Origin of the sequence: Pantoea sp. Lij88 (genome assembly GCF_030062155.1) — a bacterium.
Classification (GTDB): Bacteria; Pseudomonadota; Gammaproteobacteria; order Enterobacterales; family Enterobacteriaceae; genus Pantoea.
In genome coordinates this window covers 415152-437922 of the sequence record NZ_CP118269.1, presented here as the reverse complement: position 1 = coordinate 437922, position 22771 = coordinate 415152, and the positions used below count along the sequence as shown (strand labels likewise).

Below are 22771 nucleotides of genomic sequence, written 5' to 3'. Positions count from 1 at the left end.
TCTCTTAAAAAGTCAGGATGCGATCGTAGCTGGCCAGCATCTGCCGCAGTTCCGGCGCGTCCAGTAGCGTAACATCCAGCAACCGGTCAGCGTCAACCGCTAATCCACGCGCTATCAGTGAGGTCCGGCAGAGATAGCACTGTTCGATGTCATACAGCGCCAGTACGCCAAAGGTCGCCGCATAGTGACGGCTCTTAATCGTCGCAGGTTGCTGATGCAGATTGAGCTGCAGCACGCCATCACCAATAAAAAACAGGCCGATATCTTCACTGAGTGCGCCGGTGGCCAGGGCGGCATCCAGTCCTTCGCGCCCTGCACTGCTGCCGTGCGGTGCCCGGGTAAAGAGAAAGGCGACACGATTCATCAGAACTGCACCATGCGTTCACAGCCCAGCGCCGCTTCCGCCAGCGCACCCAGCCCACTCAGGGTAAAGCCCGGCTGCAGGTTACTGCCCGCCAGCTGAAGTCGGGCCGCTTCCTGCGCATCGCTGACGCCTCGCCGCAGCGCGGCTGCCACACAGATGTTCAGTGCCACACCCTGCTCCTGATGTAATGCCTGCCACGCGCGCACCAGATCAAACTCATCACTGGCCGGCGCGGTGAGCTGGTTAGCGTTCAGCACCCCTTCGCGATAGAAGAAGACGCTTTCAAGCTCATGGCCAGCCGTCAGCAGCGCGCGGGCAAACAGATATGCACTGGTCGCCTGTTGCGTCCCGTAAGCCGGGCCGGTAACCATCAGGGTGTAACGCATTATCGATCCTGTCCCTGGAAGTCGCCATTTTTGAACTGGCGGATGTAGAGATAGACGGTGTGCTTCGAGATGTTCAGCCGATCGGCCACCTGGTTAATGGCATCTTTGATGTCGAAGATCCCCTTCTCATACAGGTTCAGCACAATCTGACGATTCTTGGCGTTGTTCGATACGTTGCGATCCGCACTCACCTCTTCAATGGTGAACTCCAGCGTCTGCATCACCAGATCATCGACCGAACTGGCGAAATTGACGTTAGAGTCGACCTGCTGCATCTCAGGCGGCATAAAGGTCGACATGATCTGTGAGAACGGCACATCCAGGTTCATGTTGATGCAGAGCAGACCAATGACCCGTTGCTGACGGTTGCGAATCGCAATCGTGACCGACTTCATCAGCACGCCGCTTTTGGCACGCGTGAAATAGGCACGGGAGACATTGCTGTCCGCGCCATGCATATCGTGCAGCATACGCAGGGCTAAATCGGTGATAGGCGAACCCACTTTACGGCCGGTGTGTTCCCCATTGGCGATACGCACGGCCGAGCACTTTAGATCTTCAAGCGAATGCAGGACGATTTCACAGTGCGAGCCGATCAACATCGCCAGGCCATCCACGACAGCCTCGTACGATTTCAGAATATCGTAATCAGTTTCTTCGAACGGGCGCTGCTCCAGAAGATCGAAGTCGCTCAGTTCACCCGGATTGAATGGATTAGACATTGAAGAGTATCACCCTGAATGGCTGGAGCCTGTCACAGCGGCTTATGGGCAGACTCAATATGGGATAATTAGGCAGGCATTAGTCTGGCAAATGTCGTCGGCTTATGCCAGAGGTTTGTCGTGAAGCTAAAATGAAACCGCCGCCCGGAGGCGGCGGTCAGCAGATTACTGCGCTTTTTCTGCAGCAGCAGGCGCAGGGGCCTGTGCTTTTTCATCTGCTTTAGGCGCTGGTTTGATATCAAGCAGTTCAACATCAAATACCAGGGTGGAGTTAGCCGGGATGCCCGGAACGCCATTTTTGCCGTAAGCCAGATTCGGCGGGATCACCAGCTTAATCTTGCCGCCTTTCTTCACGTGCTTCAGACCTTCAGTCCAGCCCGGGATAACGCCATCCAGACGGAATGAAAGTGGCTCGCCACGGGTGTAAGAGTTGTCGAATTCAGTACCGTCGATCAGCGTACCTTTGTAGTTCACCACTACAGTGTCGCTGTCTTTAGGTGCGTCGCCGGTACCTTCTTTCTCAACTTTGTACAGCAGGCCGCTTTCGGTTTTCTTCACGCCGCTCTCTTTAGCAAATTTGGTTGCGAAAGCTTCGCCCTTTTCAGCGTTCTCTTTCGCATCTTTTTCCATTTTCGCTGAGGCTGCGCCTTTCACGCGGCCTTCAAAGGATTGCAGCGTCTGCTCAATCTCTTCGTCAGACAGTTTGCTCTTACCACCAAACGCATCCTGAACACCGGCAATAAGCTGCTGCTTATCCAGTTTGATGCCCAGTTTTTCCTGTTCCTTCAGGGAGTTGTCCATGTAGCGACCCAGTGAAGCACCCAGTGCGTAGGCAGACTGCTGGTCTTCATCTTTGAACGCAGCATTCTTAGGTGCCTGAGGCGCGGACTGTGGCGCGGCGGCTGGTGCAGCCTGTGGCGCCGCAGCAGTGTCTGCTGCCATTGCCATTGATGCATTCAGTGCAACAGCCATGGTGGTAGCTAACAATGTGACTTTAAACAGTGATTTCATCCATTCTCCAAAACCGAAGCGTCTAACCTCGGGAAACATTGCGGACTTCAGGGCCCACACTATAACTTTACGTGGCAGTGTCGAACACTCCCACAATGTAATTACCCGGTCTACCTCCGACCTTTATAACATCGGGAAGTTTCATCAGAGATGATGCCGCGCGACCTTTTTTCAAGCGCACCGCCTGCGGGCGTAAAAAAAACAGGTGATTCCTGGCCTTCAGGTCGTAGAATCACGCCCCGAGTCGCACCTTAACAGAGGAACAGGTCATGCAACAATCTGAGTGGGAACAGCGTCTGGAGACGCTGGAAAGTAAACTGGCCTTTCAGGAGATGACTATCGATCAGCTGAACAGTGCGGTGGTTCAGCACGAGCTGGAGATGAATAAGATGCGTGAGCAAATGCGCATCTTAACCGACAAGCTCAAAGCGAATGCGCCCTCGATCGTCGCCTCACAGTCTGAAGAGACCCCGCCTCCGCACTACTGATGGCGGGCCATCTGGTCCCGATAAAGCCGGGAAACACCAGAATGACAGCCAAAAGAAAGGCCACCCGAAGGTGGCCTTTAAAGGTCTGTTGAGACTTAGTGGCTGCAGCCGCAACCACCAGTACCACAACCGCCTTTACCGTGATCGTGGTCGTGATCATGGTCATGATGATGGCCATCTGCACCGTGAACGTGGCCATGAGCCAGTTCTTCCGGTGTGGCTTCACGGATAGCAACCACTTCGACGTTGAAGTTCAGGTTCTGACCCGCCAGCATGTGATTACCATCAACCACGACGTGATCGTCTTCCACTTCGGTGATTTCTACCGGTACCGGACCCTGATCGGTCTCTGCCAGGAAGCGCATGCCAACCTGCAGTTCGTCAACGCCCATGAAGACGTCTTTAGGAACGCGCTGCACCAAGTTGTCATCGTACTGACCGTAAGCATCGTTTGCCGGGATATGCACATCAAACTTGTCGCCGGCAACGTGGTCTTCCAGCGCATTTTCCAGACCAGAAATCAGGGAACCATGACCGTGCAGGTAGTCTAACGGTGCACTCACCGGTGACTCGTCAACTAACACGCCGTCTTCTGTACGTACCTGATAGGCCAGGCTTACCACCAGGTCTTTTGCTACTTTCATGATATCTCCTAACCGTTGAGAGCTGAGATCCCGTCTCATTGGTCTATTCTTGCGTGCAATAACACCAACCAGAAAGGTTCGGGGCTGAGTACAAGAGGGGTTTCACTTTCTCTTGCGACTTCAGCCTTAATGGCGGCAATTGTAACGGAATTCAATCCCGCTGTAAGTTTAAGCGTAAAAAAAGCTGCCCGATTCCGCTACTCAGGATGGAAAATGCCGATAACCTGCTCATTGGTGCGAACCTGATCGCGCGCCTGTTTATCCGCCTCGCGCATCTGGTGACCACACTTCACGCACTCCACCACATCGACATTATTTTCACGCCACATCGCCAGCGTGTCCTTCTCCTGACAGTGCGGGCATGTCGCACCGGCAATAAAACGTTTACGCATTAGCTTCTGCCTGTTTAAAGAGGTTATTGATCATCGTCCCAGCCGTCGATCTGTCGCTTCTCGCGCTGCATCTCACGCTGGAAGATATCTTCCAGTTCACGCCGCGCTTCACGGACGCGTGACGCCTGCGCCGCGCTTTCAGAAAGCGTCGGCACCAGCTCGCGCAGCATTCGCATATCAAGCCGGCGGAAATGCTGCTGGGCGCGGTGGGCCTGATGCGGATGCATCCCCAGCGACATCAATGTTTTACGTCCCAGCTCCAGCGCACTGGAGAAGGTCTCACGTGAGAACTGCGTGACGCCTGCCTGTAACAGCTCATGCGCTTCCACACGGCCCCGGGCGCGCGCCTGAATCTGCAACTGCGGGAAATGCTGCTGGCACAGATGCACGATAGTCATCACATCTTCCGGCTCATTACAGGTGATCACAATCGACTGCGCGCTGGCCGCACCGGCGGCACGCAGTAACTCCAGCTCGGTGGCGTCGCCGTAATAGACCTTGTAGCCATATTTCCGCATCAGGCTCACCACACTGATGTCGCGCTCCAGCACGGTGATGCGTTTGTTATTCGCCATCAGCAGGCGGCCTATCACCTGACCGAAGCGACCAAAGCCCACCACAATCACCTGCGGCTGATCGTCTTCGACAAAATGTTTCTCCGCATTTTCATCCGGCTCGTTAAAGCGGCGTGCCAGCAGCCGATCGATACCCTGCATCAGCAACGGCGTGGTCATCATCGACAGCGTCACCGTCACCAGCAGCATCGGCAGTTGATCGCCAGAGAAGAGCTTTGCCGAGGACGCCGCGGAAAAGAGCACAAAGGCGAACTCGCCCCCCTGACTCAGCACGCCCGCGAACTGCTGCCGCTCGGAACTGCGCAGACCATAAATACGCCCCAGCAGATAGAGCACCAGCGTTTTCACCGCCACCAGCGTCACGACGCCCAGCAGGATGGTCATAATATGGGTATAGAGCACACCGAGGTTGAGCGCCATGCCCACCGAAATAAAGAACAGGCCCAGCAGTAAACCCTTGAACGGGTCGATAGCGACTTCCAGCTCATGGCGATATTCGCTCTCCGCCAGCAGGATCCCGGCGATAAACGTTCCCAGCGCCATCGACAGCCCCAGCGCATCCATAAACAGCGCCGAACCCAGCACCAGCAGCAGCGACGCCGCGGTAAAGACTTCGCGTACGCCCGACGCGGCGATGTAACGGAAGATCGGCCGCAGCAGATAACGCCCGCCCACCAGCATCCCGGCAAACGCCAGCACTTTCATGCCAACCTTCATCCAGTCGATATGGCCGCTGTCGGTTCCGGCCAGCAGCGGGATCAGCGCCAGGGCAGGAATTACCGCGATATCCTGAAACAGCAGCACCGAAAAGCCCAGCTGCCCCGCTTCGCTGCGGTTCATGCCTTTATCCATCATCAGCTGCAGCGCCATAGCGGTCGAAGACATCGCCAGACCAATCCCGCCGATGATCGCCGCCTGCCAGCTAAAGTCGGTCAGCCACAATAAGCCGCCGAGAATCGCCGCTGAGAAGATGACCTGCGCCGCGCCGACGCCAAAAATGGAGCGGCGCAGCGCCCACAGCTTTGCCGGGTTCAGCTCCAGCCCGATAATAAACATCAGGAAAACCACGCCGAGTTCAGAGAAGTGAAGAATCTCGTCGACGTCGCTGATGAAGCCTAATCCCCACGGGCCGATGGCGATACCCGCCACCAGATAGCCCAGAACGGCACCAATACCGAGGCGAGCTGCCACCGGCACAATCAAGACCGCCGCGACCAGATAAATCACCCCGGCGGTCAGCAGCGTTTGCCCTTCCATCTATACCCCTCCATTCGGCAGCGGTGCTGCCAGCCAGTCGCCATAGGCGCGGGCGTAATTTTTCATTAATTCCGGACTCTGACGACGCGCCCAGTAGACGATCATCGGCGGCATCCAGTGCATACGGCACATCTGCGCGGTCAGCTCAAAGGGACGCATAATGTCGTTGAGCGAATAGCGGTTCAGGCCCTGCTGTTTAAAGGCGCTTTCCGGCTCTCCGGTCGTCACAACGCTGCGCCAGTACTTACCTTCCAGCGCATTGCCATCCACGCCATTGGCGAAGCCGCGCGACAGCACCCGATCCAGCCACTCTTTCAGCAGCGCCGGACAGCTATAGGTATAGAGCGGATGCTGGAAAATGATGACGTCATGTTCGCGCAGTAATTGTTGTTCATGATGAATATCGATAAAAAAATCCGGATAGGTCGCGTACAGATCGTGCACGGTGACATGTTCCAGTGCCTGAGCCGGCTGCAGCAAAATCCGATTCGCGACCGAATCCTGTGATTCCGGATGAGCATAAAGCAGCAAAACCCTGGGTGGCTGCGACATCCTTTCCCTCCAAAGCGTCGTCATTGGTGCGGTTTTCCGCTACCATGCACGACGCAGCAAAATCTCATTATGTTGCCAGTAAATTAACATATTCTGACGATACGGCGCTTACATGATTGTCTTCTCAGCCTTACAAATTCGCCGCGGCATCCGCGTCCTGCTCGACAACGCTACCGCCACCATCAATCCCGGCCAGAAGGTCGGGCTGGTGGGTAAAAACGGCTGTGGTAAATCCACGCTGCTGTCGCTGTTAAAAGGTGAAATCACCAGCGATGCCGGTACCGTCACGTTTCCCTCTCACTGGGCGCTGGCCTGGGTGAATCAGGAAACCCCTGCGCTGGATAAAGCCGCGCTGGAGTACGTGATTGATGGCGATCGCCAGTTCCGCCAGCTTGAAGCAGAACTGGCGGACGCCAATCTGCGCGACGATGGCAATGCCATCGCGCTGCTGCATGGCAAGCTGGATGCGGTGCAGGCGTGGAGCATCCATGCGCGCGCCTCAAGCCTGCTGCACGGTCTGGGCTTCAGCCAGGAACAGCTGCAGCGTCCGGTCAGCGACTTCTCCGGTGGCTGGCGCATGCGCCTCAACCTGGCTCAGGCGCTGATTTGCCGTTCCGATCTGCTGCTGCTGGATGAACCGACCAACCACCTCGATCTCGATGCGGTGATCTGGCTGGAGCGCTGGCTGAAGAGTTATGAAGGCACGCTGATCCTTATCTCGCACGATCGTGACTTCCTCGATCCGGTCATCGACAAAATTATCCATATCGAACAGGAGTCGATGTTCGAATACACCGGCAACTACAGCTCCTTTGAGCGGCAGCGCGTCGCGAAACTGGCTCAGCAGCAGGCGCTGTATGAGAGTCAGCAGGAGAAAGTCGCGCATTTACACAGCTATATTGATCGCTTCCGTGCGCAGGCCACCAAGGCGAAGCAGGCACAGAGCCGTATCAAAATGCTGGAACGCATGGAGATGATTGCGCCTGCCCATGTCGACAACACGTTCAGCTTTACCTTCCGCAAGCCGGAGAACCTGCCTAATCCACTGATGAAGATGGAGAAGGTCACCGCAGGTTATGGCGATCGCATCATTCTCGACGCCATCAAGCTCAACCTGGTGCCAGGCTCGCGCATCGGCCTGCTGGGACGTAACGGCGCCGGTAAATCGACGCTGATTAAGCTGCTGGCGGGTGAACTGGAGGCGATGGCCGGCAAAATGGGGCTGGCCAAAGGGATCAAGCTCGGTTACTTCGCGCAGCATCAGCTGGAGTACCTGCGGGCCGATGAGTCACCGCTGCAGCATCTGGCGCGCATAGCACCTGACGTGCTGGAGCAGCAGCTGCGCGACTATCTGGGCGGCTTCGATTTCCGCGGCGACAAAGTCACTGAGCACACCGAGCGCTTCTCCGGCGGTGAGAAAGCGCGACTGGTGCTGGCGCTGATTGTCTGGCAGCGCCCTAACCTGCTGCTGCTGGATGAACCGACCAACCATCTGGATCTTGATATGCGCCAGGCATTGACCGAAGCGCTGATCGACTTCGAAGGTGCACTGGTCGTGGTCTCGCACGACCGTCACCTGCTGCGTGCGACCACCGACGATCTCTATCTGGTGCATGATGGCAAAGTGGATGTGTTTGAGGGCGACCTCGAAGATTATCAGCAGTGGCTGAGCGATCTGCAGAAACAGCAGGCGCAACAGGATGCCGCGCCGAAGCAGGATAACGGCAACAGCGCCCAGGCGCGTAAAGACCAGAAGCGCCGTGATGCCGAGCTGCGCACCCAGACCCAGCCGCTGCGCAAAGAGATAGAGAAGCTGGAAAAGCAGATGAGCAAATGGCAGAGCCAGCTGGCCGATGCCGAAGCGCAGCTCTCAGACAGTGCGATTTATGATCAGAGCCGTAAAGCGGACCTGACCACCGCGCTGCAGCGTCAGGCGGAGAGTAAATCTGCGCTGGAAGAGGTTGAGATGGCGTGGCTGGAAGCCCAGGAACAGCTCGAACAGATTATGGCCTCATAACAACATTCTCCCCGCTTGCGGGGAGAATCTCTTCTAACGGGGCTTATCGCCCAGCACGGTTGCCCGCTGCATGATCCGCCGCGCAGGATAGTAGTCGGCATTGGCATAATGCTGCGTGACCCGATTGTCCCAGATAGCCAGATCGTCTGGCTGCCAGCGCCAGCGCACCTGAAACTCCGGTTTAGTGGCATGCGCAAACAGGAAGCCCAGCACCGCATCACTCTCCTTCTCACTTAAATCCAGGATCCGCGTGGTAAAACCCTCGTTCACAAACAGCGCCTTTTTACCGCTCACCGGATGCGTGCGGATCACCGGATGCTGCACCGGCGGATGTTTTGCCACCGCCTGCTGCCAGCGCTGGTGCTCCTCTTCGGTTTTGCGGTACTTGTACTCCTGAAATGACTTTTTGAAATCATGCTCGGCGTTTAACCCGGCCAGTAGTTGCTTAAAGGGTTCCGAAAGCGCCTCGTAAGCCGCAATGCCACTGGTCCAGAGCGTGTCACCGCCCGCTTCCGGCAGCACCTTCGAGGCCAGCAGCGCCACAGCCGGAGGTGTCTCGATAAAGGTGACATCGGTGTGCCAGTTATCATTATCCGGCGGATTATCCTGATGGGTATCGAGCACGATAATCTCCTCAACGCCCTCCGCATGCGGATAGACCGGGTGGATATGCAGATCGCCAAAGCGAATCGCCAGTGCGCGGTGCTGTTCCGGCGTTATTTTCTGTCCACGCAGAAACAGCACCTGATGACGCAGCAGGCCATGATAAAGCTGCTCAAACTGCGCATCACTTAATGGACGAGAAACATCCAGGTTTGAGACCTGCGCACCGATATACGGGCCAAGCGGGGTAAAACTCAGACGTTCATTCATGATTGTTCTCCACTCCAGGGCGTCAGACGGCGCTGCAACGCGCGAAGTCCGAGTTCTAAACTAAAAGCGATAAAGGCGATCACGGCGATACCCGCCAGCACCACATCGGTGGCGAGGAATTCTCCCGCTGACTGCACCATAAAACCGAGCCCCCGCGTGGCAGCAATCAGCTCCGCTGCCACCAGCGTTGACCAGCCAACACCCAGCCCGATGCGCAGACCGGTCAGAATCTCCGGCAGCGCGCCCGGCAGAATCACCCAGCGCAGCAGCTGCCAGCGGTTAGCCCCCAGCGAGCGTGCCGCACGAATCCGCACCTGCTGCGTATTACGCACCCCGGCCAGGGTGGAAAGTGTCACCGGCGCGAAGATGGCCAGGTAGATCAGCAGGATTTTCGACGTCTCACCAATGCCGAACCAGATCACCATCAGCGGCAGATAGGCGAGCGGCGGAATCGGACGATAAATTTCAATCAGCGGATCGAGCAGCCCGCATGCTACCGGGCTGAGGCCCATCAGAATCCCCACCGGAATGCCGATAGCGGCAGCCGCCGTCAGGGCAATCAGCATCCGCGTCAGGCTGGCGGCCAGATGCTGCCACAGCGTGGCATCCATAAAGCCCTGCGCGCTGGCAATCAGCAGCAGCTTGCTAAACACCTGTTGTGGTGACGGCAGGAACAGCGGAGCAATCAGGCCCAGTGCGGTCACGCCCCACCAGAGCAGCAACAGCAGAGAGAGACTCAGCATGCTCAGCGTAAAAGCCGTTGAAAACGGCCAGCGCAGACGACGGCGCACCGGCAGAGACTTGTCGTGAATTAACGCGCTCATGCAAATGCCTCCCGCTGATCAAATACCCGGCTCAGCACATACTCGCGCTGGGCGATAAACTGCGGATCGGATTTGATGCTGCGGCACGACTCGCCCGCGGCAAAACGCTGACCAAACCCCGGACGCAGTCGCTCCACGATGCGGCCCGGGCCTGGCGACAACAGAATCAGTTCGCTGGCCAGGAAAATCGCCTCTTCTATATCGTGTGTAATCAGCAGGATCTGTTTACCGCTGTCGCGCCACAGCGTCAGCAGCAGGGTCTGCATCTGCTCGCGGGTAAAGGCATCCAGTGCGCCGAAGGGCTCGTCCAGCAGCAGCAGTTGCGGATCGGTAGCCAGCGCGCGCGCAATGCCGACCCGCTGACGCTGACCGCCGGACAACTGCCAGATAGCGCGCTTCTCCGCACCTTCCAGCCCCACCTGCCTGATGAGCTTCCGTGCGATGGCCTCGCGCGCCGGTCGCGACATCCCCGCCAGCTGCAGGCCAAAGGCGACGTTATCCAGCACGTTGCGCCACGGTAATAAACCTTCATTCTGAAACACCACGCCGCGCTCCGCACCTGGCCCGGTCACCGGCTGGTTATCCAGCGTGATGCTGCCCGACTCCACCGGCAGAAAGCCGGCAACCAGATTCAGCAGCGTGGTTTTGCCACAACCAGAGGGACCGAGCACCACCAGCAGTTCATGGCTATCCAGTTGCAGATTGATATCCTGCAACACCGGCTGTCCGGCATAACGGGCATTAAGGTGAGCGATGCGCAGCATAGTGCCTCCTTACGGTTTAACTAATGGCGCGACGAAACGGGAGGTCACGTAGCTGCTGTAGTCGTTATCCGCCTGCGGCACTCTGCCCTGCGCCTTCAGGAACTGAGCGGTATCGACGATGGCTTTATTGACCGGCTTGCCCAGCTGCTCAACCTGCTGCTGCGCCGTGAGATAGGTATTGCCCTTCACCAGATCCGGCACCTGCGCTTCCGGCACGCCGCTAAGGCGAGAGAGTTTGCTGAGATTATCGGGCTGCTTCAGCCAGCTGTCGGGGCTGTTAAGATAGGCCTGTTGTGCATCAAGCGCGCTGCGGGCAAAGGCGGTCACGATCTCCGGATGCTGTTCGGCGAAATCTTTGCGGACCACCCAGACATCCAGTGTTGGCGATCCCCAGCTTCCCACTTCCGCAGAATCGGTCAGCACCTTGCCCTCTTTCTCCAGTTCATTCACCGCAGGCGCCCAGACGTAAGCACCATCAATGTCGCCACGTTGCCAGGCCGCGATAATCGCAGGCGGCTGCAGATTGATCAGCTGTACCTGCGACGGCTTGATGCCCCAGTGTTTCAGCGCAGCCAGCAGGCTGTAGTGGGTGGTGGAGATGAACGGCACCGCGATGCGCTTGCCAATGAGATCTTTGGGAGTCGTGATGGTTTTCTTCACCACCAGCGCTTCAGAGTTGCCCAGCTGAGAGGCGAGCAAAAAGGCTTCGATCGGCAGCTTCTGCGCCGCCGCGACCGCTAACGGACTGGAGCCGATGTTACCGATCTGGACGTCGCCCGACGCCAGCGCGCGTAATACCCCTGCGCCGCTGTCAAACTTACGCCAGTCGACGCTGGCCCCGCTCTCTTTCGCAAAGCTATTGTCAGCCTGTGCCACTTTTGCCGGTTCGGCGGAGGTCTGGTACGCGACGGTGACATTGACCGCATCAGCCTGAAATGCCAGCAGCGCCAGCGCTGCGGCCAAGAAAGTTAAACGTGTTGCTGCCATGATCACTACCCCACCGTTTTTATCGTGGAGGCAGTGTCTCTGCGCACAATAGTTTCATAAAGGAATTAAAAATTATCCCTAATAGAAATAAGTTCTTAGATCACTATCTGCAAAACTAAGCTGAAAATCGCAAATGCTGAAAATAGCTAAAGTAAGCAAAAATGTCAGGCGCTCACATTGTCCCTGTGCTATTGATATGCGTTCCCCATTATTGCCTGTTAAGGTCTGTGAATCCGATGTCGATCGAGAAAGTCGCTCAGCTGGCTGGCGTGTCCAAAGCCACGGTATCGCGGGTTCTCAACGCGCATCCTGGCGTAAAGCCCGATACGCGTGAGAAAGTTCTGGCGGCAATCTCTGCCTGCGACTATCAGCCCAACTTACTGGCGCGTCAGCTGCGCACGGCGCAAAGCCACATGCTGCTGGTGCTGATCTCGGATATCACGAACCCGTTCTGTTCACGCGTGGTTCAGGGCATTGAGGCCGAAGCGGAACTGCATGGCTATCACATCCTGCTCTGCAACTCCGCCTCACAACTCCAGCGTGAAGCTGCCTATCTCTCGCTGCTGACCGGAAAAGTGGTGGATGGCGTGATTACGATGGATGCCGCCTCCGGTTTGCAGGATCTCCAGGCGCTGATCGCCGGTGCGCCCTGGGTGCAGTGCTGTGAATTTGATCCGGATATCCCCGCCTCCTCGGTCAGCATTGATCACCTTGAAGCCGCGCGCGACACCGTTCATTACCTCGCGGGTAAGGGACGTAAACGTATCGGGCTGGTCAATGGCGACATGCGTTACCTCTACTCGCATCATCGTGAAAAGGGTTACCGGCAGGCGATTGAGGAGCTGGGGTATGCGTGGTCCGGCGTCTCCTATACTTACGAAATCTCTCCTGAGGCGGGCAGCCAGGGGCTGAGGGAGTTGATGGCGCTGCCGGAACCGCCGGATGCGGTGTTTGCGGTTTCAGATGTGCTGGCGGTGGGCGTGGTACATGCGGCGCTGGAAGCGGGTCTGCGCGTCCCGGAAGATCTGGCGGTAGTCGGATTTGATGGCGTGCCGTTTACCCGCAGCCTGAATCCGCCGCTCACCACTATTGAACAGCCGATGAATCAGCTGGGCGCGCGCAGCGTGCAGCTACTGCTGCAGAAGATCCGTAACCCGAACGCGCCGGTGATTCGTGAGGTGCTGCCCTGGACGCGCGTTGAACGCGCATCCAGCTGACTCAGTGCCAGATTAGCAGCACGCAGGCGGCGGTCAGCAGCCCCATGGCGAGGTTAAAGATTTTCCAGGCGCGGCGGCTGCGCAGAATACGGCCGATCATCGCGCCAAATCCCATCCAGATCACGCCCGACACCAGATTAACCAGAAACATGCCGACGCTTATCGCCATCACCGAATGGCGATACGCATCACCCGCCAGGCTAAAGCTGGCGACCGCGCCCAGCGCCATCAGCCAGGCCTTGGGATTGATCAGCTGCAACAGCCCACCCTGCCAGAACGGCATTGGCGCATCCGGCGCCTGATCCGTTTCCAGCTTTTCATAGCTGGACGTCGCTATCTTCCACGCCAGCCAGAGCAGATAGAGACTACCGGCGATTTTCAGCACCAGATGCAGCGAAGGATAGAGCAGAATCAGACCGCCAACGCCAAAGGCCACCATCAGCAGCATCACCTGCATGCCGATCATGATGCCGATCATCAGCGGAAGGGTGCGCAGAAAGCCAAAATTAGCGCCCGAGGCGGTGAGTAACATATTATTGGGACCCGGCGTAATGGCCGCGACCCAAAGAAATCCCAACATTGATAAGAAAAGACTCAGTTCCATGGCAATCGGGTACTCCTTACCCTGCAAGAAAAAACTCATCGAAGCTAACAGTGTGATATGGAACAGACAAGCTTTTACCACATGAAATTTACCGGACCGGAAAACGAGCACTTCACGCCACCTCACAGTCTGCGTAACGCGCATCTGCAGACGATGCTGCCACGCCTGTTACGTCGCCACAGCGCGTTCGATCCTCACTGGCAGCGCCTCGATCTGCCGGATGGCGACTTCGTCGATCTCGCCTGGAGCGAAGATCCCCAGCGGGCGCAGCATAAACCGCGCGTCGTGCTATTTCATGGCCTGGAGGGCAGCTTTCACAGCCCCTATATTCATGGCCTGATGGACATCTGCCGCGCGCGCGGCTGGCTGGCCGTGGTGATGCATTTTCGCGGCTGCAGCGGCGAGCCTAACCGGCTCAATCGCATCTATCACTCCGGCGAAACCGAAGATGCCCGTTTCTTCCTGCACTGGCTGCGCACCCGCTGGGGCCACGTGCCCACCGCTGCCGTTGGTTTTTCGCTGGGTGGCAACATGCTGGGCTGTCTGCTGGGTCAGCAAGGCGTAGCCGCTGAGGTCGATGCGGCCGTGATTGTCTCCGCCCCGCTGCTGCTGGAACCGTGCAGCGTCAAACTGGAACGCGGCTTCTCGCGCTTCTATCAGTACTACCTGCTGGCGCAGCTCAAGAAAAACGCCCGCCGCAAACTGCACGCCTGGCCGGACACGCTGCCGGTCAATCTGGCGCAGCTCAAAGTGCTGCGGCGACTGCGCGATTTTGATGATGCGATTACGGCCCGCGCCCACGGTTTTGTCGATGCGGCCGATTACTATCATCGCGCCAGCGCCATGCCCTGGCTGAAGCACGCAGAGAAACCGCTGCTGATCATCCACGCGAAAGACGATCCCTTTATGAGTGATGAGGTGATCCCGCACAGCAGCCAATTATCTGCCACTATTACTTATCAACTGACACCCCACGGCGGCCACGTAGGTTTTGTCGGCGGGACGTTACGCCAGCCTGAAATGTGGCTGGAACAGCGCATCCCGCAGTGGATCGCCCCTTTTCTGGATAACTGATCTCGTGATTATTCCCTGGCAACAGGTCTCACCTGAGACCCTTGAAAATCTGATTGAAACCTTTGTGCTGCGCGAAGGCACAGACTACGGCGAGCAGGAACGCAGCCTGCTGGACAAGGTGGCTGATGTGCGACGTCAGCTGGAAACCGGCGAAGTCGTGCTGGTGTGGTCGGAACTGCATGAATCGGTCAATATCATGCCGCGCAAAGAATTTCGTGGCTGATGCACCCGGCACCATTTCATGATAACAATGCTCATCGCCCGACCTCACAGGGAGCTTTTCTATGTCTGCACGTCATCCCATTATCGCGGTGACCGGTTCCAGCGGCGCAGGAACCACCACCACCAGCCTCGCGTTTCGCAAAATCTTTCAGCAGCTCGATCTCCATGCGGCCGAGCTGGAAGGTGACAGTTTTCACCGTTTTACCCGCCCTGAAATGGATATGGCGATTCGTAAGGCGCGCGATTTAGGACGTCATGTCAGCTATTTCGGCCCGGAAGCCAATGACTTTGGTCTGCTGGAGCAGAGCTTTAAAGAGTATGGTCAAAGCGGACAGGGGCAGTCGCGTAAATATCTGCACACCTACGATGAAGCGGTGCCGTGGAATCAGGTGCCCGGCACCTTTACGCCCTGGCAGCCACTGCCGCAGAACACCGACATTCTTTTTTATGAAGGACTGCACGGCGGCGTGGTGACGGCGCAGCACAACGTCGCGGAACAGGTCGATCTGCTGGTTGGCGTGGTGCCGATTGTTAACCTGGAGTGGATTCAGAAGCTGGTGCGCGACACCGGCGAGCGCGGTCATTCACGCGAAGCGGTGATGGATTCCGTCGTGCGCTCGATGGAGGATTACATCAACTTCATCACGCCACAGTTCTCACGCACACACCTTAACTTTCAGCGCGTCCCGACCGTCGACACCTCAAACCCGTTCGCGGCCCGCGCCATTCCGTCACTGGATGAGAGCTTTGTAGTGATTCACTTTCAGGCGCTGGAAGATATCGACTTCCCCTATCTGCTGGCGATGCTGCAGGGATCGTTTATCTCGCACATTAATACGCTCGTCGTGCCCGGCGGCAAAATGGGTCTGGCGATGGAGTTGATCATGGGCCCGCTGGTAAAACGGCTGATGGAAGGTAAACGGATAGAGTAAGAGGTCAGCAAAAAACCCTCAGATAGCAGATGCCTTTCGCAAAATTTAAAACCGGCTTTTCTGCGGATAAAGGCTTACTGCTGAGCAGGCTGCAGGGAGCATACGCCTTTCGCAAAGACGCAAAACCGCCATCCCTGGCAGGCTCAGCGCGGGCGATTACGCACCTCATCCCTGAGGTGCGCCCGTACCGGGCCAACGCGTTGCGTTGTTCAAAAACGCTCCCGGCGTTTTTGTCCCTGGCCCGCTATGCTTTGCTACAGGCGTATGCTCCCTTCGCTTCACGTCCGGCAACCGCATCCGGTTTCAGTAAGGCCGCTACAAACAAAACCTGCATACAAAGAATCTGACAGCAACAGATAAGCTCAACACGCAGGGAACCGGGTCAGAAGAGGAAAGCGTCCCGCGCCTGGGACAAAAACGCCGGGAGCGTTTTTGAACAACGCAACGCGTTGGCCCGGCAACGGGCGCACCTCAGGGATGAGGTGCGTAATCGCGCGGGCCGAGCATGCCATGGATGGCGGTTTTTGTGTCTTTCCGATCTGACCCGGTTCTCTGCGCAGGCACAGTCTTAAAGCAACCTGCATCAGACACTAGAAGTGAAGTTAACAGGTCTGCGATGATCCCTGCGGCCATTACAGCTCAACCACTTCATAGCTATGCGTCATCGTCACACCTTTACCCAGCATGATGGCCACCGAGCAATATTTTTCAGCAGAAAGATCCACGGCGCGTGAGACCGCTTTATCCTGGAGCGCTTTACCACTCACGATAAAATGCAGGTTGATGTGCGTAAAGATTCGCGGCGCCTCTTCACGACGTTCTGAGGTCAGTTTTACTTCACAATCAGCCACATCATTGCGGCCTTTTTGCAGAATTGAAACCACATCAATCGCGCTGCATCCACCGGCCGCCATCAGCACCATCTCCATTGGGCTGGGCGCTTTATCACCCGAATTGCCATCCATCAGTATCTGGTGGCCGGATGAGGATTCTCCGAGGAATGTCAGCCCTTCTACCCATTTCACTCTTGCCTGCATGATTTTTGCTCCGGAATACGCTGTTTTGTCGCCAGAGTACGCTTTCGCCTGGTAAACAGCAATCCAGAGAAATCCGCCTGTAGCTGAAGCGAGACAACAGAAGACAGTCGGCAAAAGCTGTGCTACAAACAGTGCTGAAAATATTTTTCGTCACCCGATGACGAAGCCGGGAAGGATGATGCGCACTGCGCCTGATGCGGCCCGAATGATTTCCTGAAATGGAAACGCTTGAAGCTTTCACCGCCTGACAGGGAAAACTGCCCCCTGTATTTTGGGCACGATTACAACAGAGGATAATAGCGAATGGTTCTCGGCAAACCGCAAACAGACCCTACACTCGAATGGTTCCTGTCCCATTGCCATATTCACAAGTATCCATCCAAAAGTACGCTGATTCACCAAGGTGAAAAAGCTGAAACGCTTTACTACATCGTGAAAGGTTCCGTCGCGGTTCTGATTAAAGATGAAGAAGGCAAAGAGATGATTCTTTCCTACCTGAATCAGGGCGATTTCATTGGTGAGCTTGGCCTCTTCGAAGAAGGCCAGGAGCGCAGCGCCTGGGTACGTGCGAAAAGCGCGTGCGAAGTGGCGGAGATTTCTTACAAGAAATTCCGTCAGCTGATCCAGGTTAACCCCGACATCCTGATGCGACTCTCATCGCAGATGGCGCGTCGCCTGCAGGTCACGTCTGAAAAAGTGGGTAACCTCGCTTTCCTCGACGTCACCGGGCGCATTGCACAGACCCTGCTCAACCTGGCGAAACAGCCAGATGCCATGACGCATCCCGACGGCATGCAAATTAAAATCACTCGTCAGGAAATTGGCCAGATTGTTGGTTGTTCACGCGAAACCGTGGGCCGTATTTTGAAGATGCTGGAAGATCAGAACCTGATCTCCGCACACGGCAAAACCATCGTCGTTTACGGCACCCGTTAATTCCTGTCACCCACGGCGTGATGGCAACATCACGCCGTTATTGTTTGTGTTGGGCCGATGTGGCGTCGAATCATTTACCATCCTGAAGTTAACTACGCCTTGCGGCAAACGCTGGTGCTCTGTCTGCCGGTGGCGCTGGGCTGGCTGGCTGGCGACCTGCAAAAAGGTCTGCTGTTCTCCTTAGTGCCCGCCTGCTGCAACATCGCCGGTCTGGATACCCCGCATAAACGCTTCTTCAAACGTCTCATTGTTGGCGGCAGCCTGTTTGCCCTCGGCAGCTTTCTCATTCAGTGGCTCACCCTGCATGCTATCCCACTGCCGCTGATCCTCTTCGCCATGCCCCTGCTGCTCGGCGTCACCGGTGAAATCAGTCCGCTGCATGGCCGCCTGCTGCCCGGCACCCTTATCGCCGCTATCTTTACCCTCAGCCTGATTGGCCGCATGCCCATCTATGTCACCCCGCTGCTCTATATCGGCGGCACGCTCTGGTATGGGGTGTTTAACTGGTTCTGGTTCTGGCTGTGGAAAGAGCAGCCGATGCGCGAGAGCCTCAGCCTCATCTACCGCGAGCTGGCTAACTACTGCGACGCTAAATATACCCTGCTGACTCAGCTCACCGATCCGGAAAAGGCCCTGCCGCCGCTGCTGGCGCGTCAGCAGAAAGTGGTCGATCTGATCAACACCTGTTATCAGCAGATGCACATGCTGTCGGCCAGCCGCGATCACAGCCATAAGCGGCTGACGCGCGCCTTTCAGGTGGCGCTGGATCTGCAGGAGCACATCTCAGTCAGCCTGCATCGGCCGGAAGAGGTGCAGAAGCTGGTCGAACAGAGCCATGCCGAAGCGGTCATCCGCTGGAATGCCAAAACCATCTCGGCCCGGCTGCGGGTGCTGGCGGATAACATCCTTTATCACCAGCTACCCGATCGCTTTGCGATGGATAAACAGCTCGGCGCGCTGGAGAAGATCGCCCATCAGCATCCCGACAATCCGGTAGGTAACTTCTGCCTTTACCACTTCAACCGCATTGCGCGGGTCCTGCGCACCCAGAAACCCCTGTATCAGCGCGATCTGATGGCGGACCGCCAGCGCCGTCTGCCGCTGTTACCGGCGCTGCGCAGTTATCTCTCGTTTCGCTCGTCGGCGCTGCGCACGGCCGGTCGCTTTGCGGTCATGCTGATGCTGGGCAGCGCGCTGGCGCTGTTCTTCAACATCCCTAAGCCCTACTGGATCCTGATGACCATTATGTTCGTCAGCCAGAACGGCTACAGCGCCACCCGTGTCCGCATTCAGCACCGGGCGCTGGGCACCTTTGCCGGTCTGGTCATCGCGGCCGCCACGCTGCGCCTGGCCGTGCCGGAGTCGCTGGTGCTGATGATCATGCTGGCAATAACCTTTATCAGCTATCGCTTTACCCGCCAGTTCTATGGCTGGTCGATGATTGGCTTTACGGTCACGGCGGTTTACTCGCTGCAGTTGCTGTCGCTGAATGGCGCGCAGTTTCTGCTGCCGCGACTGATGGATACGCTGATGGGCTGTCTGATCGCCTTTGGCGGGATGCTGTGGCTGTGGCCGCAGTGGCAGAGCGGCTTACTGCGGCAGAATGCCCATGACGCGCTGGAAACCTATCAGGATGCGCTGCGGCTGTTGCTGGGCGACGAACAGTCACCCGAGAAACTGGCTTATCAGCGCGTGAAGGTGAATCAGGCTCACAATGCGCTGTTTAACTCACTCAATCAGGCGATGCAGGAACCGGCATTCAACGCCCGCTATCTGAGTGATATGCGGCTCTGGGTCACGCACAGCCAGTTTATTGTCGAGCATATCAATGCGATAACGATTCTGGCGCGCGAGCACACCATGCTGACGGCCTCACTGGCTGAACGCTATCTGCAATCCTGTGAAATCGCGCTGCAGCGGTGTCAGCAGCGGCTGGAATATGATGGTGAAAGCTCGCAGGTGAACCTGCTGGATGACCTGGAGAATATCACTGAGGGACCGATCACGGTGGTGGAGCAGCATGTGCGGCGCATTCTCGATCATCTGAGCGTGATGTACACCATTTCATCGCTGGCGTGGAACCAGCGACCGCAACATGGCCGCTGGCTGATCCGACGCTTACGTAAAAACTAAGTCAGCCGTTGAGCACTTTGCCGACGGCGGTGGCGAAGCGGCTCATGCCCTCTTCAATGTCGGCCGGTTCGATAATCAGTGACGGCGCAAAACGCATTACGTCGGTTCCGGCCACCAGCACCATCACGCCTTCAGCGGCGGCGGCATTCAGAATGTCGCGCGATCTGCCTGCATGCTGAGGTTTCAGCGCCGCACCTATCAGCAGCCCCTTACCGCGAATGTCGCTGAAGAGATCATACTTCGCGTCGATGGCCTTCAGCGCCGTAACAAAGTGCTGGCGACGCATCTCAACGCCTTCCAGCACGTCTGGCGTATTGATGATATCCAGCGCCGTTTCGGCGATGGCGCAGGCCAGCGGATTACCGCCATAGGTGGTGCCATGCACGCCCGGCGCCATGGTCGAGGCGATCTCGTTGGTGGTGAGCATGGCGCTCACCGGGAAGCCACCGCCCAGCGCTTTGGCTGAGGTCAGAATATCGGGCTGAATGCCATAATGCTCATAGGCGAACAGCTTGCCGCTGCGTCCCATGCCGCTCTGCACTTCATCCAGCACCAGCAGCGCCTGATGCTGATCGCAAAGCGCACGCAGTCCCTGCATAAATTCCTGCGTCGCGGGCACCACGCCGCCTTCACCCTGAATCGGTTCAACCACGATGGCGCAGGTATGATCGTCAATCACCGCTTTCACCGCGTCCAGGTCATTGAACGGCACGTGAACGATATCCGCCGGTTTCGGACCGAATCCGTCAGAATATTTTGGCTGGCCGCCAACCGTGACGGTAAACAGCGTCCGGCCATGAAAAGCGTTATGGAAGGCGATGATCTTACTTTTAAACGGGCTGTGACGTTTGCAGGCGTAGTAGCGCGCCAGCTTAAAGGCGGCTTCGTTGGCTTCGGCACCGGAGTTGGCGAAGAAAACACGGTCAGCAAAGGTCGCCTGGATTAACTTACTGGCGAGACGCAGCGCCGGTTCGTTGGTGAAGACGTTGCTGGTGTGCCACAGCGTCTCGCCCTGGCTTTTCAGCGTCTCCACCAGCGCGGGATGGCAGTGTCCAAGTGCGGTGACGGCGATACCCCCCGAGAAATCGATATACTCTTTGCCCTGCTGATCCCATACACGGCTGCCCTTGCCTTTAACCGGCACGAACTGCGCAGGTGCATAAACAGGCAAAATAACGTTATCGAACGTTTCCCGCGTGACCGCAATTTTTTCCGCTGCCATTAGTAACCCCATCTGGATGATTGTTGTGCTGCATTGAAATAATAATCACAAAATATGCATAAAAAATCACTCAAAGGCAACTTATTGCGCAAGGAAATTGCGCAGCAACTGATGTCCCTGCTCGCTGAGAATGCTTTCGGGATGGAACTGAACGCCTTCCAGCGCCAGAGTTTTATGGCGGAATCCCATAATCTCGTCAGGCTCGCCATCACGCACCGTCCAGGCAGTCACCTCGAATGCGTCGGGCAGAGAATCGCGCTGCACAATCAGCGAGTGATAGCGGGTCACGGTCAGGGGATTATTGAGATTGCGGAACACGCCCTGGCCGGTGTGCTGAATCGCGGAGGTTTTGCCGTGCATCACCTGACGCGCGCGTACAACCTGTGCGCCATACGCCTGCGCAATCGCCTGATGCCCCAGGCAGACGCCCAGCACCGGCAGCTGCCCGGCGAAGTGCCGGATCGCTGCCAGCGAGATGCCGGACTCTGAAGGCGTACAGGGGCCAGGGGAGATCACCAGATGGGTCAGCGGCAGCGCCGCCATCTGCTCCAGGGTGATGGCATCGTTGCGCACCACCTGAACCTGCGCGCCCAGCTCGCAGAAATATTGATAAAGATTCCAGGTAAAGGAGTCGTAATTGTCGATAAGCAGCAGCATGACGCGTCCAGAATGATAAACCGCGCCGCTATTCTACGCGGTTACGCTGCCTCGCTCACCACTTTCGCAAAGACCTGCTCCAGCGGGGCCAGGTCTCCGGCCACACCGGCCTGATTAGCCGCTTTCCAGCTTTCCGCGTCCGTCTCATCCCAGTCCAGCAGATAACCGGCATGCAGCGCCAGCTGTTCAAAGAAAATCCGCTGTGCCCGACCGTTTCCGTGGCGGAAAGGATGGAGCATATTGATTTCGCAGTAGTAGTGAGCAAGCCGCTGAACAAACGCATCACGCGGCAGATCAGCCAGCCCCTTCTCCTCTTCCAGCGCGGCCATCAGGGCGTTGCCTTCCTTTTCGATATATTCGAAATGACAGAACGGCGTCTCATCACGCCAGATATCGATGGTGCGCAGTTCACCGGCCCAGCTGTAGACATCCTGGAACAGCGTGCGATGGATCTGGCGCAGATATGGCAAGCCGGGATTACGGGGACCCAGTTCCAGCGTGGCGGCGCGCGCCGCACTGAAGCTCAGTTCCGCCTTGCGCAGCTGCGCGGCATCATGAATATCGGGCAGGTTTTTCAGCACGTTGTCGTGCTGCCACAGGTAGGGATCCTGGCTGACGGCAGTATTAGAGTCCATATTGCCTCCTCAGTGACGCCAGACGCGCGGCTGCATCATCGCTGTTTACGCTGGTTTCATTCGATGAGAAGCCTTCCAGCCGACAGCTGGCCTGATAGCTGGCGCTACGCCGCTGCTGCCACAGTGTGACCTTCTGTTTTTCGGTGAGTTTGTTCGCCATGCCGCCTCCTGCTCAGGTTTTTGCCCTAAGTATAAGAGCAATTTCTGGCTTTGCCGGAGGCGGCAGGCGGTCGCCATCCGCAGATG

26 protein-coding genes are annotated in these 22771 nt (G+C 57.1%); 8 read left to right on the top strand and 18 right to left on the bottom strand.

Annotation, left to right across the window (positions count from 1 at the left end; genetic code table 11):
- Nucleotides 1-4 precede the first annotated feature (4 nt).
- From tusC to fkpA, 4 genes are all read right to left on the bottom strand, one after another.
- Nucleotides 5-364 (bottom strand): sulfurtransferase complex subunit TusC, encoded by a 360-nt coding sequence (gene tusC / locus PU624_RS05875; RefSeq protein ID WP_283546938.1) that lies wholly within the window; start codon nt 362-364, stop codon nt 5-7.
- A complete protein-coding gene (gene tusD, locus PU624_RS05870) occupies nt 364-750 on the bottom strand; it encodes a sulfurtransferase complex subunit TusD (RefSeq protein WP_283546937.1) in 387 nt (128 codons plus the stop codon). The genes tusC and tusD overlap by 1 nt, the downstream gene beginning before the upstream one ends.
- Nucleotides 750-1472, bottom strand: a complete 723-nt coding sequence (locus PU624_RS05865) for a helix-turn-helix transcriptional regulator (RefSeq protein WP_013359249.1) — start codon at nt 1470-1472, stop codon at nt 750-752. Before PU624_RS05865 ends, tusD begins: the two co-directional genes overlap by 1 nt.
- A gap of 165 nt (nt 1473-1637) precedes the next feature.
- The gene (gene fkpA / locus PU624_RS05860; RefSeq protein WP_283546936.1) at nt 1638-2483 is read right to left on the bottom strand and encodes an FKBP-type peptidyl-prolyl cis-trans isomerase; all 846 of its coding nucleotides are present in this window, start codon (nt 2481-2483) and stop codon (nt 1638-1640) included.
- Nucleotides 2484-2752: 269 nt separating this feature from the next.
- Between fkpA and PU624_RS05855 the strand changes: the two genes are divergently transcribed.
- Nucleotides 2753-2971, top strand: coding sequence for a SlyX family protein (locus tag PU624_RS05855; RefSeq protein WP_010253031.1), 219 nt, complete (start codon nt 2753-2755; stop codon nt 2969-2971).
- 95 nt (nt 2972-3066) lie between these two features.
- On the opposite strand, the gene slyD is transcribed toward PU624_RS05855, so the two are convergent.
- The 4 genes from slyD to kefG all read right to left on the bottom strand — a co-directional run bounded on the left by slyD (nt 3067) and on the right by kefG (nt 6391).
- Nucleotides 3067-3615: a peptidylprolyl isomerase gene (gene slyD / locus PU624_RS05850; RefSeq protein WP_283546935.1), complete on the bottom strand. Its 549-nt coding sequence runs from the start codon at nt 3613-3615 to the stop codon at nt 3067-3069.
- A gap of 197 nt (nt 3616-3812) precedes the next feature.
- Nucleotides 3813-4007: a YheV family putative zinc ribbon protein gene (locus tag PU624_RS05845; RefSeq protein ID WP_010253033.1), complete on the bottom strand. Its 195-nt coding sequence runs from the start codon at nt 4005-4007 to the stop codon at nt 3813-3815.
- 23 nt (nt 4008-4030) lie between these two features.
- The gene (kefB, locus tag PU624_RS05840) at nt 4031-5839 is read right to left on the bottom strand and encodes a glutathione-regulated potassium-efflux system protein KefB (protein ID WP_283546934.1); all 1809 of its coding nucleotides are present in this window, start codon (nt 5837-5839) and stop codon (nt 4031-4033) included.
- Nucleotides 5840-6391, bottom strand: coding sequence for a glutathione-regulated potassium-efflux system ancillary protein KefG (gene kefG, locus PU624_RS05835; RefSeq protein WP_283546933.1), 552 nt, complete (start codon nt 6389-6391; stop codon nt 5840-5842).
- Between the two features lie 112 nt (nt 6392-6503).
- Between kefG and PU624_RS05830 the strand changes: the two genes are divergently transcribed.
- Nucleotides 6504-8408 (top strand): ABC transporter ATP-binding protein, encoded by a 1905-nt coding sequence (locus PU624_RS05830; RefSeq protein ID WP_283546932.1) that lies wholly within the window; start codon nt 6504-6506, stop codon nt 8406-8408.
- Nucleotides 8409-8441: 33 nt separating this feature from the next.
- On the opposite strand, the gene tauD is transcribed toward PU624_RS05830, so the two are convergent.
- The 4 genes from tauD to tauA are packed head-to-tail and all read right to left on the bottom strand — an operon-like array spanning nt 8442 to nt 11856.
- A complete protein-coding gene (gene tauD / locus PU624_RS05825) occupies nt 8442-9281 on the bottom strand; it encodes a taurine dioxygenase (protein ID WP_283546931.1) in 840 nt (279 codons plus the stop codon).
- Nucleotides 9278-10105, bottom strand: a complete 828-nt coding sequence (tauC, locus tag PU624_RS05820; protein WP_283546930.1) for a taurine ABC transporter permease TauC — start codon at nt 10103-10105, stop codon at nt 9278-9280. Before tauC ends, tauD begins: the two co-directional genes overlap by 4 nt.
- A complete protein-coding gene (gene tauB, locus PU624_RS05815) occupies nt 10102-10869 on the bottom strand; it encodes a taurine ABC transporter ATP-binding subunit (protein WP_283546929.1) in 768 nt (255 codons plus the stop codon). The genes tauC and tauB overlap by 4 nt, the downstream gene beginning before the upstream one ends.
- 9 nt (nt 10870-10878) lie before the next feature.
- Nucleotides 10879-11856, bottom strand: a complete 978-nt coding sequence (gene tauA / locus PU624_RS05810) for a taurine ABC transporter substrate-binding protein (protein ID WP_283546928.1) — start codon at nt 11854-11856, stop codon at nt 10879-10881.
- Between the two features lie 236 nt (nt 11857-12092).
- Here tauA and PU624_RS05805 point away from each other — a divergent pair, with 236 nt between their 5' ends.
- Entirely contained in the window at nt 12093-13073 is a 981-nt protein-coding gene (locus PU624_RS05805) for a LacI family DNA-binding transcriptional regulator (RefSeq protein WP_283546927.1), read from the top strand.
- 1 nt (nt 13074) lies between these two features.
- On the opposite strand, the gene PU624_RS05800 is transcribed toward PU624_RS05805, so the two are convergent.
- Nucleotides 13075-13677, bottom strand: coding sequence for a LysE family translocator (locus tag PU624_RS05800; RefSeq protein ID WP_283546926.1), 603 nt, complete (start codon nt 13675-13677; stop codon nt 13075-13077).
- 57 nt (nt 13678-13734) lie between these two features.
- Between PU624_RS05800 and PU624_RS05795 the strand changes: the two genes are divergently transcribed.
- From PU624_RS05795 to PU624_RS05785, 3 genes are all read left to right on the top strand, one after another.
- Entirely contained in the window at nt 13735-14751 is a 1017-nt protein-coding gene (locus PU624_RS05795; RefSeq protein ID WP_283546925.1) for a hydrolase, read from the top strand.
- Between the two features lie 4 nt (nt 14752-14755).
- Nucleotides 14756-14974, top strand: coding sequence for a YheU family protein (locus PU624_RS05790; RefSeq protein WP_003852945.1), 219 nt, complete (start codon nt 14756-14758; stop codon nt 14972-14974).
- 61 nt (nt 14975-15035) lie between these two features.
- Nucleotides 15036-15905, top strand: a complete 870-nt coding sequence (locus PU624_RS05785) for a phosphoribulokinase (protein WP_179898862.1) — start codon at nt 15036-15038, stop codon at nt 15903-15905.
- Nucleotides 15906-16537: 632 nt separating this feature from the next.
- Here the strand turns inward: PU624_RS05785 and PU624_RS05780 are convergent.
- A complete protein-coding gene (locus tag PU624_RS05780) occupies nt 16538-16942 on the bottom strand; it encodes an OsmC family protein (RefSeq protein ID WP_283546924.1) in 405 nt (134 codons plus the stop codon).
- Between the two features lie 303 nt (nt 16943-17245).
- Here PU624_RS05780 and crp point away from each other — a divergent pair, with 303 nt between their 5' ends.
- Both crp and PU624_RS05770 read left to right on the top strand, forming a co-directional pair.
- Entirely contained in the window at nt 17246-17878 is a 633-nt protein-coding gene (gene crp / locus PU624_RS05775; RefSeq protein ID WP_003852956.1) for a cAMP-activated global transcriptional regulator CRP, read from the top strand.
- A 57-nt stretch (nt 17879-17935) separates the two neighbouring features.
- Nucleotides 17936-20011, top strand: coding sequence for a YccS/YhfK family putative transporter (locus tag PU624_RS05770; RefSeq protein WP_283546923.1), 2076 nt, complete (start codon nt 17936-17938; stop codon nt 20009-20011).
- 1 nt (nt 20012) lies between these two features.
- On the opposite strand, the gene argD is transcribed toward PU624_RS05770, so the two are convergent.
- The 4 genes from argD to PU624_RS05750 form a co-directional block, all read right to left on the bottom strand.
- Entirely contained in the window at nt 20013-21233 is a 1221-nt protein-coding gene (gene argD / locus PU624_RS05765; RefSeq protein WP_283546922.1) for a bifunctional acetylornithine/succinyldiaminopimelate transaminase, read from the bottom strand.
- A gap of 81 nt (nt 21234-21314) precedes the next feature.
- Nucleotides 21315-21890 (bottom strand): aminodeoxychorismate/anthranilate synthase component II, encoded by a 576-nt coding sequence (locus tag PU624_RS05760; RefSeq protein ID WP_283546921.1) that lies wholly within the window; start codon nt 21888-21890, stop codon nt 21315-21317.
- Nucleotides 21891-21931: 41 nt separating this feature from the next.
- Nucleotides 21932-22525, bottom strand: coding sequence for a putative adenosine monophosphate-protein transferase Fic (locus PU624_RS05755; protein ID WP_283546920.1), 594 nt, complete (start codon nt 22523-22525; stop codon nt 21932-21934).
- On the bottom strand, nt 22515-22685 hold the full coding sequence (locus PU624_RS05750) for a YhfG family protein (protein WP_090966735.1): 171 nt from the start codon (nt 22683-22685) through the stop codon (nt 22515-22517). The genes PU624_RS05755 and PU624_RS05750 overlap by 11 nt, the downstream gene beginning before the upstream one ends.
- Between the last annotated feature and the right edge of the window lie 86 nt (nt 22686-22771).

Coding starts and splice junctions, on each gene's coding strand:
- PU624_RS05845 (WP_010253033.1), bottom strand. CDS start 4,007: ATGCGTAAACGTTTTATTGCCGGTGCGACATGCCCGCACTGTCAGGAG.
- kefB (WP_283546934.1), bottom strand. CDS start 5,839: ATGGAAGGGCAAACGCTGCTGACCGCCGGGGTGATTTATCTGGTCGCG.
- PU624_RS05800 (WP_283546926.1), bottom strand. CDS start 13,677: ATGGAACTGAGTCTTTTCTTATCAATGTTGGGATTTCTTTGGGTCGCG.
- fkpA (WP_283546936.1), bottom strand. CDS start 2,483: ATGAAATCACTGTTTAAAGTCACATTGTTAGCTACCACCATGGCTGTT.
- crp (WP_003852956.1), top strand. CDS start 17,246: ATGGTTCTCGGCAAACCGCAAACAGACCCTACACTCGAATGGTTCCTG.
- PU624_RS05805 (WP_283546927.1), top strand. CDS start 12,093: ATGTCGATCGAGAAAGTCGCTCAGCTGGCTGGCGTGTCCAAAGCCACG.
- tauA (WP_283546928.1), bottom strand. CDS start 11,856: ATGGCAGCAACACGTTTAACTTTCTTGGCCGCAGCGCTGGCGCTGCTG.
- PU624_RS05830 (WP_283546932.1), top strand. CDS start 6,504: ATGATTGTCTTCTCAGCCTTACAAATTCGCCGCGGCATCCGCGTCCTG.
- PU624_RS05770 (WP_283546923.1), top strand. CDS start 17,936: ATGTGGCGTCGAATCATTTACCATCCTGAAGTTAACTACGCCTTGCGG.
- tauD (WP_283546931.1), bottom strand. CDS start 9,281: ATGAATGAACGTCTGAGTTTTACCCCGCTTGGCCCGTATATCGGTGCG.
- slyD (WP_283546935.1), bottom strand. CDS start 3,615: ATGAAAGTAGCAAAAGACCTGGTGGTAAGCCTGGCCTATCAGGTACGT.
- PU624_RS05865 (WP_013359249.1), bottom strand. CDS start 1,472: ATGTCTAATCCATTCAATCCGGGTGAACTGAGCGACTTCGATCTTCTG.
- PU624_RS05795 (WP_283546925.1), top strand. CDS start 13,735: ATGGAACAGACAAGCTTTTACCACATGAAATTTACCGGACCGGAAAAC.
- PU624_RS05760 (WP_283546921.1), bottom strand. CDS start 21,890: ATGCTGCTGCTTATCGACAATTACGACTCCTTTACCTGGAATCTTTAT.
- PU624_RS05755 (WP_283546920.1), bottom strand. CDS start 22,525: ATGGACTCTAATACTGCCGTCAGCCAGGATCCCTACCTGTGGCAGCAC.
- PU624_RS05855 (WP_010253031.1), top strand. CDS start 2,753: ATGCAACAATCTGAGTGGGAACAGCGTCTGGAGACGCTGGAAAGTAAA.
- tusC (WP_283546938.1), bottom strand. CDS start 364: ATGAATCGTGTCGCCTTTCTCTTTACCCGGGCACCGCACGGCAGCAGT.
- argD (WP_283546922.1), bottom strand. CDS start 21,233: ATGGCAGCGGAAAAAATTGCGGTCACGCGGGAAACGTTCGATAACGTT.
- PU624_RS05750 (WP_090966735.1), bottom strand. CDS start 22,685: ATGGCGAACAAACTCACCGAAAAACAGAAGGTCACACTGTGGCAGCAG.
- tusD (WP_283546937.1), bottom strand. CDS start 750: ATGCGTTACACCCTGATGGTTACCGGCCCGGCTTACGGGACGCAACAG.
- kefG (WP_283546933.1), bottom strand. CDS start 6,391: ATGTCGCAGCCACCCAGGGTTTTGCTGCTTTATGCTCATCCGGAATCA.
- tauC (WP_283546930.1), bottom strand. CDS start 10,105: ATGAGCGCGTTAATTCACGACAAGTCTCTGCCGGTGCGCCGTCGTCTG.
- PU624_RS05780 (WP_283546924.1), bottom strand. CDS start 16,942: ATGCAGGCAAGAGTGAAATGGGTAGAAGGGCTGACATTCCTCGGAGAA.
- PU624_RS05785 (WP_179898862.1), top strand. CDS start 15,036: ATGTCTGCACGTCATCCCATTATCGCGGTGACCGGTTCCAGCGGCGCA.
- tauB (WP_283546929.1), bottom strand. CDS start 10,869: ATGCTGCGCATCGCTCACCTTAATGCCCGTTATGCCGGACAGCCGGTG.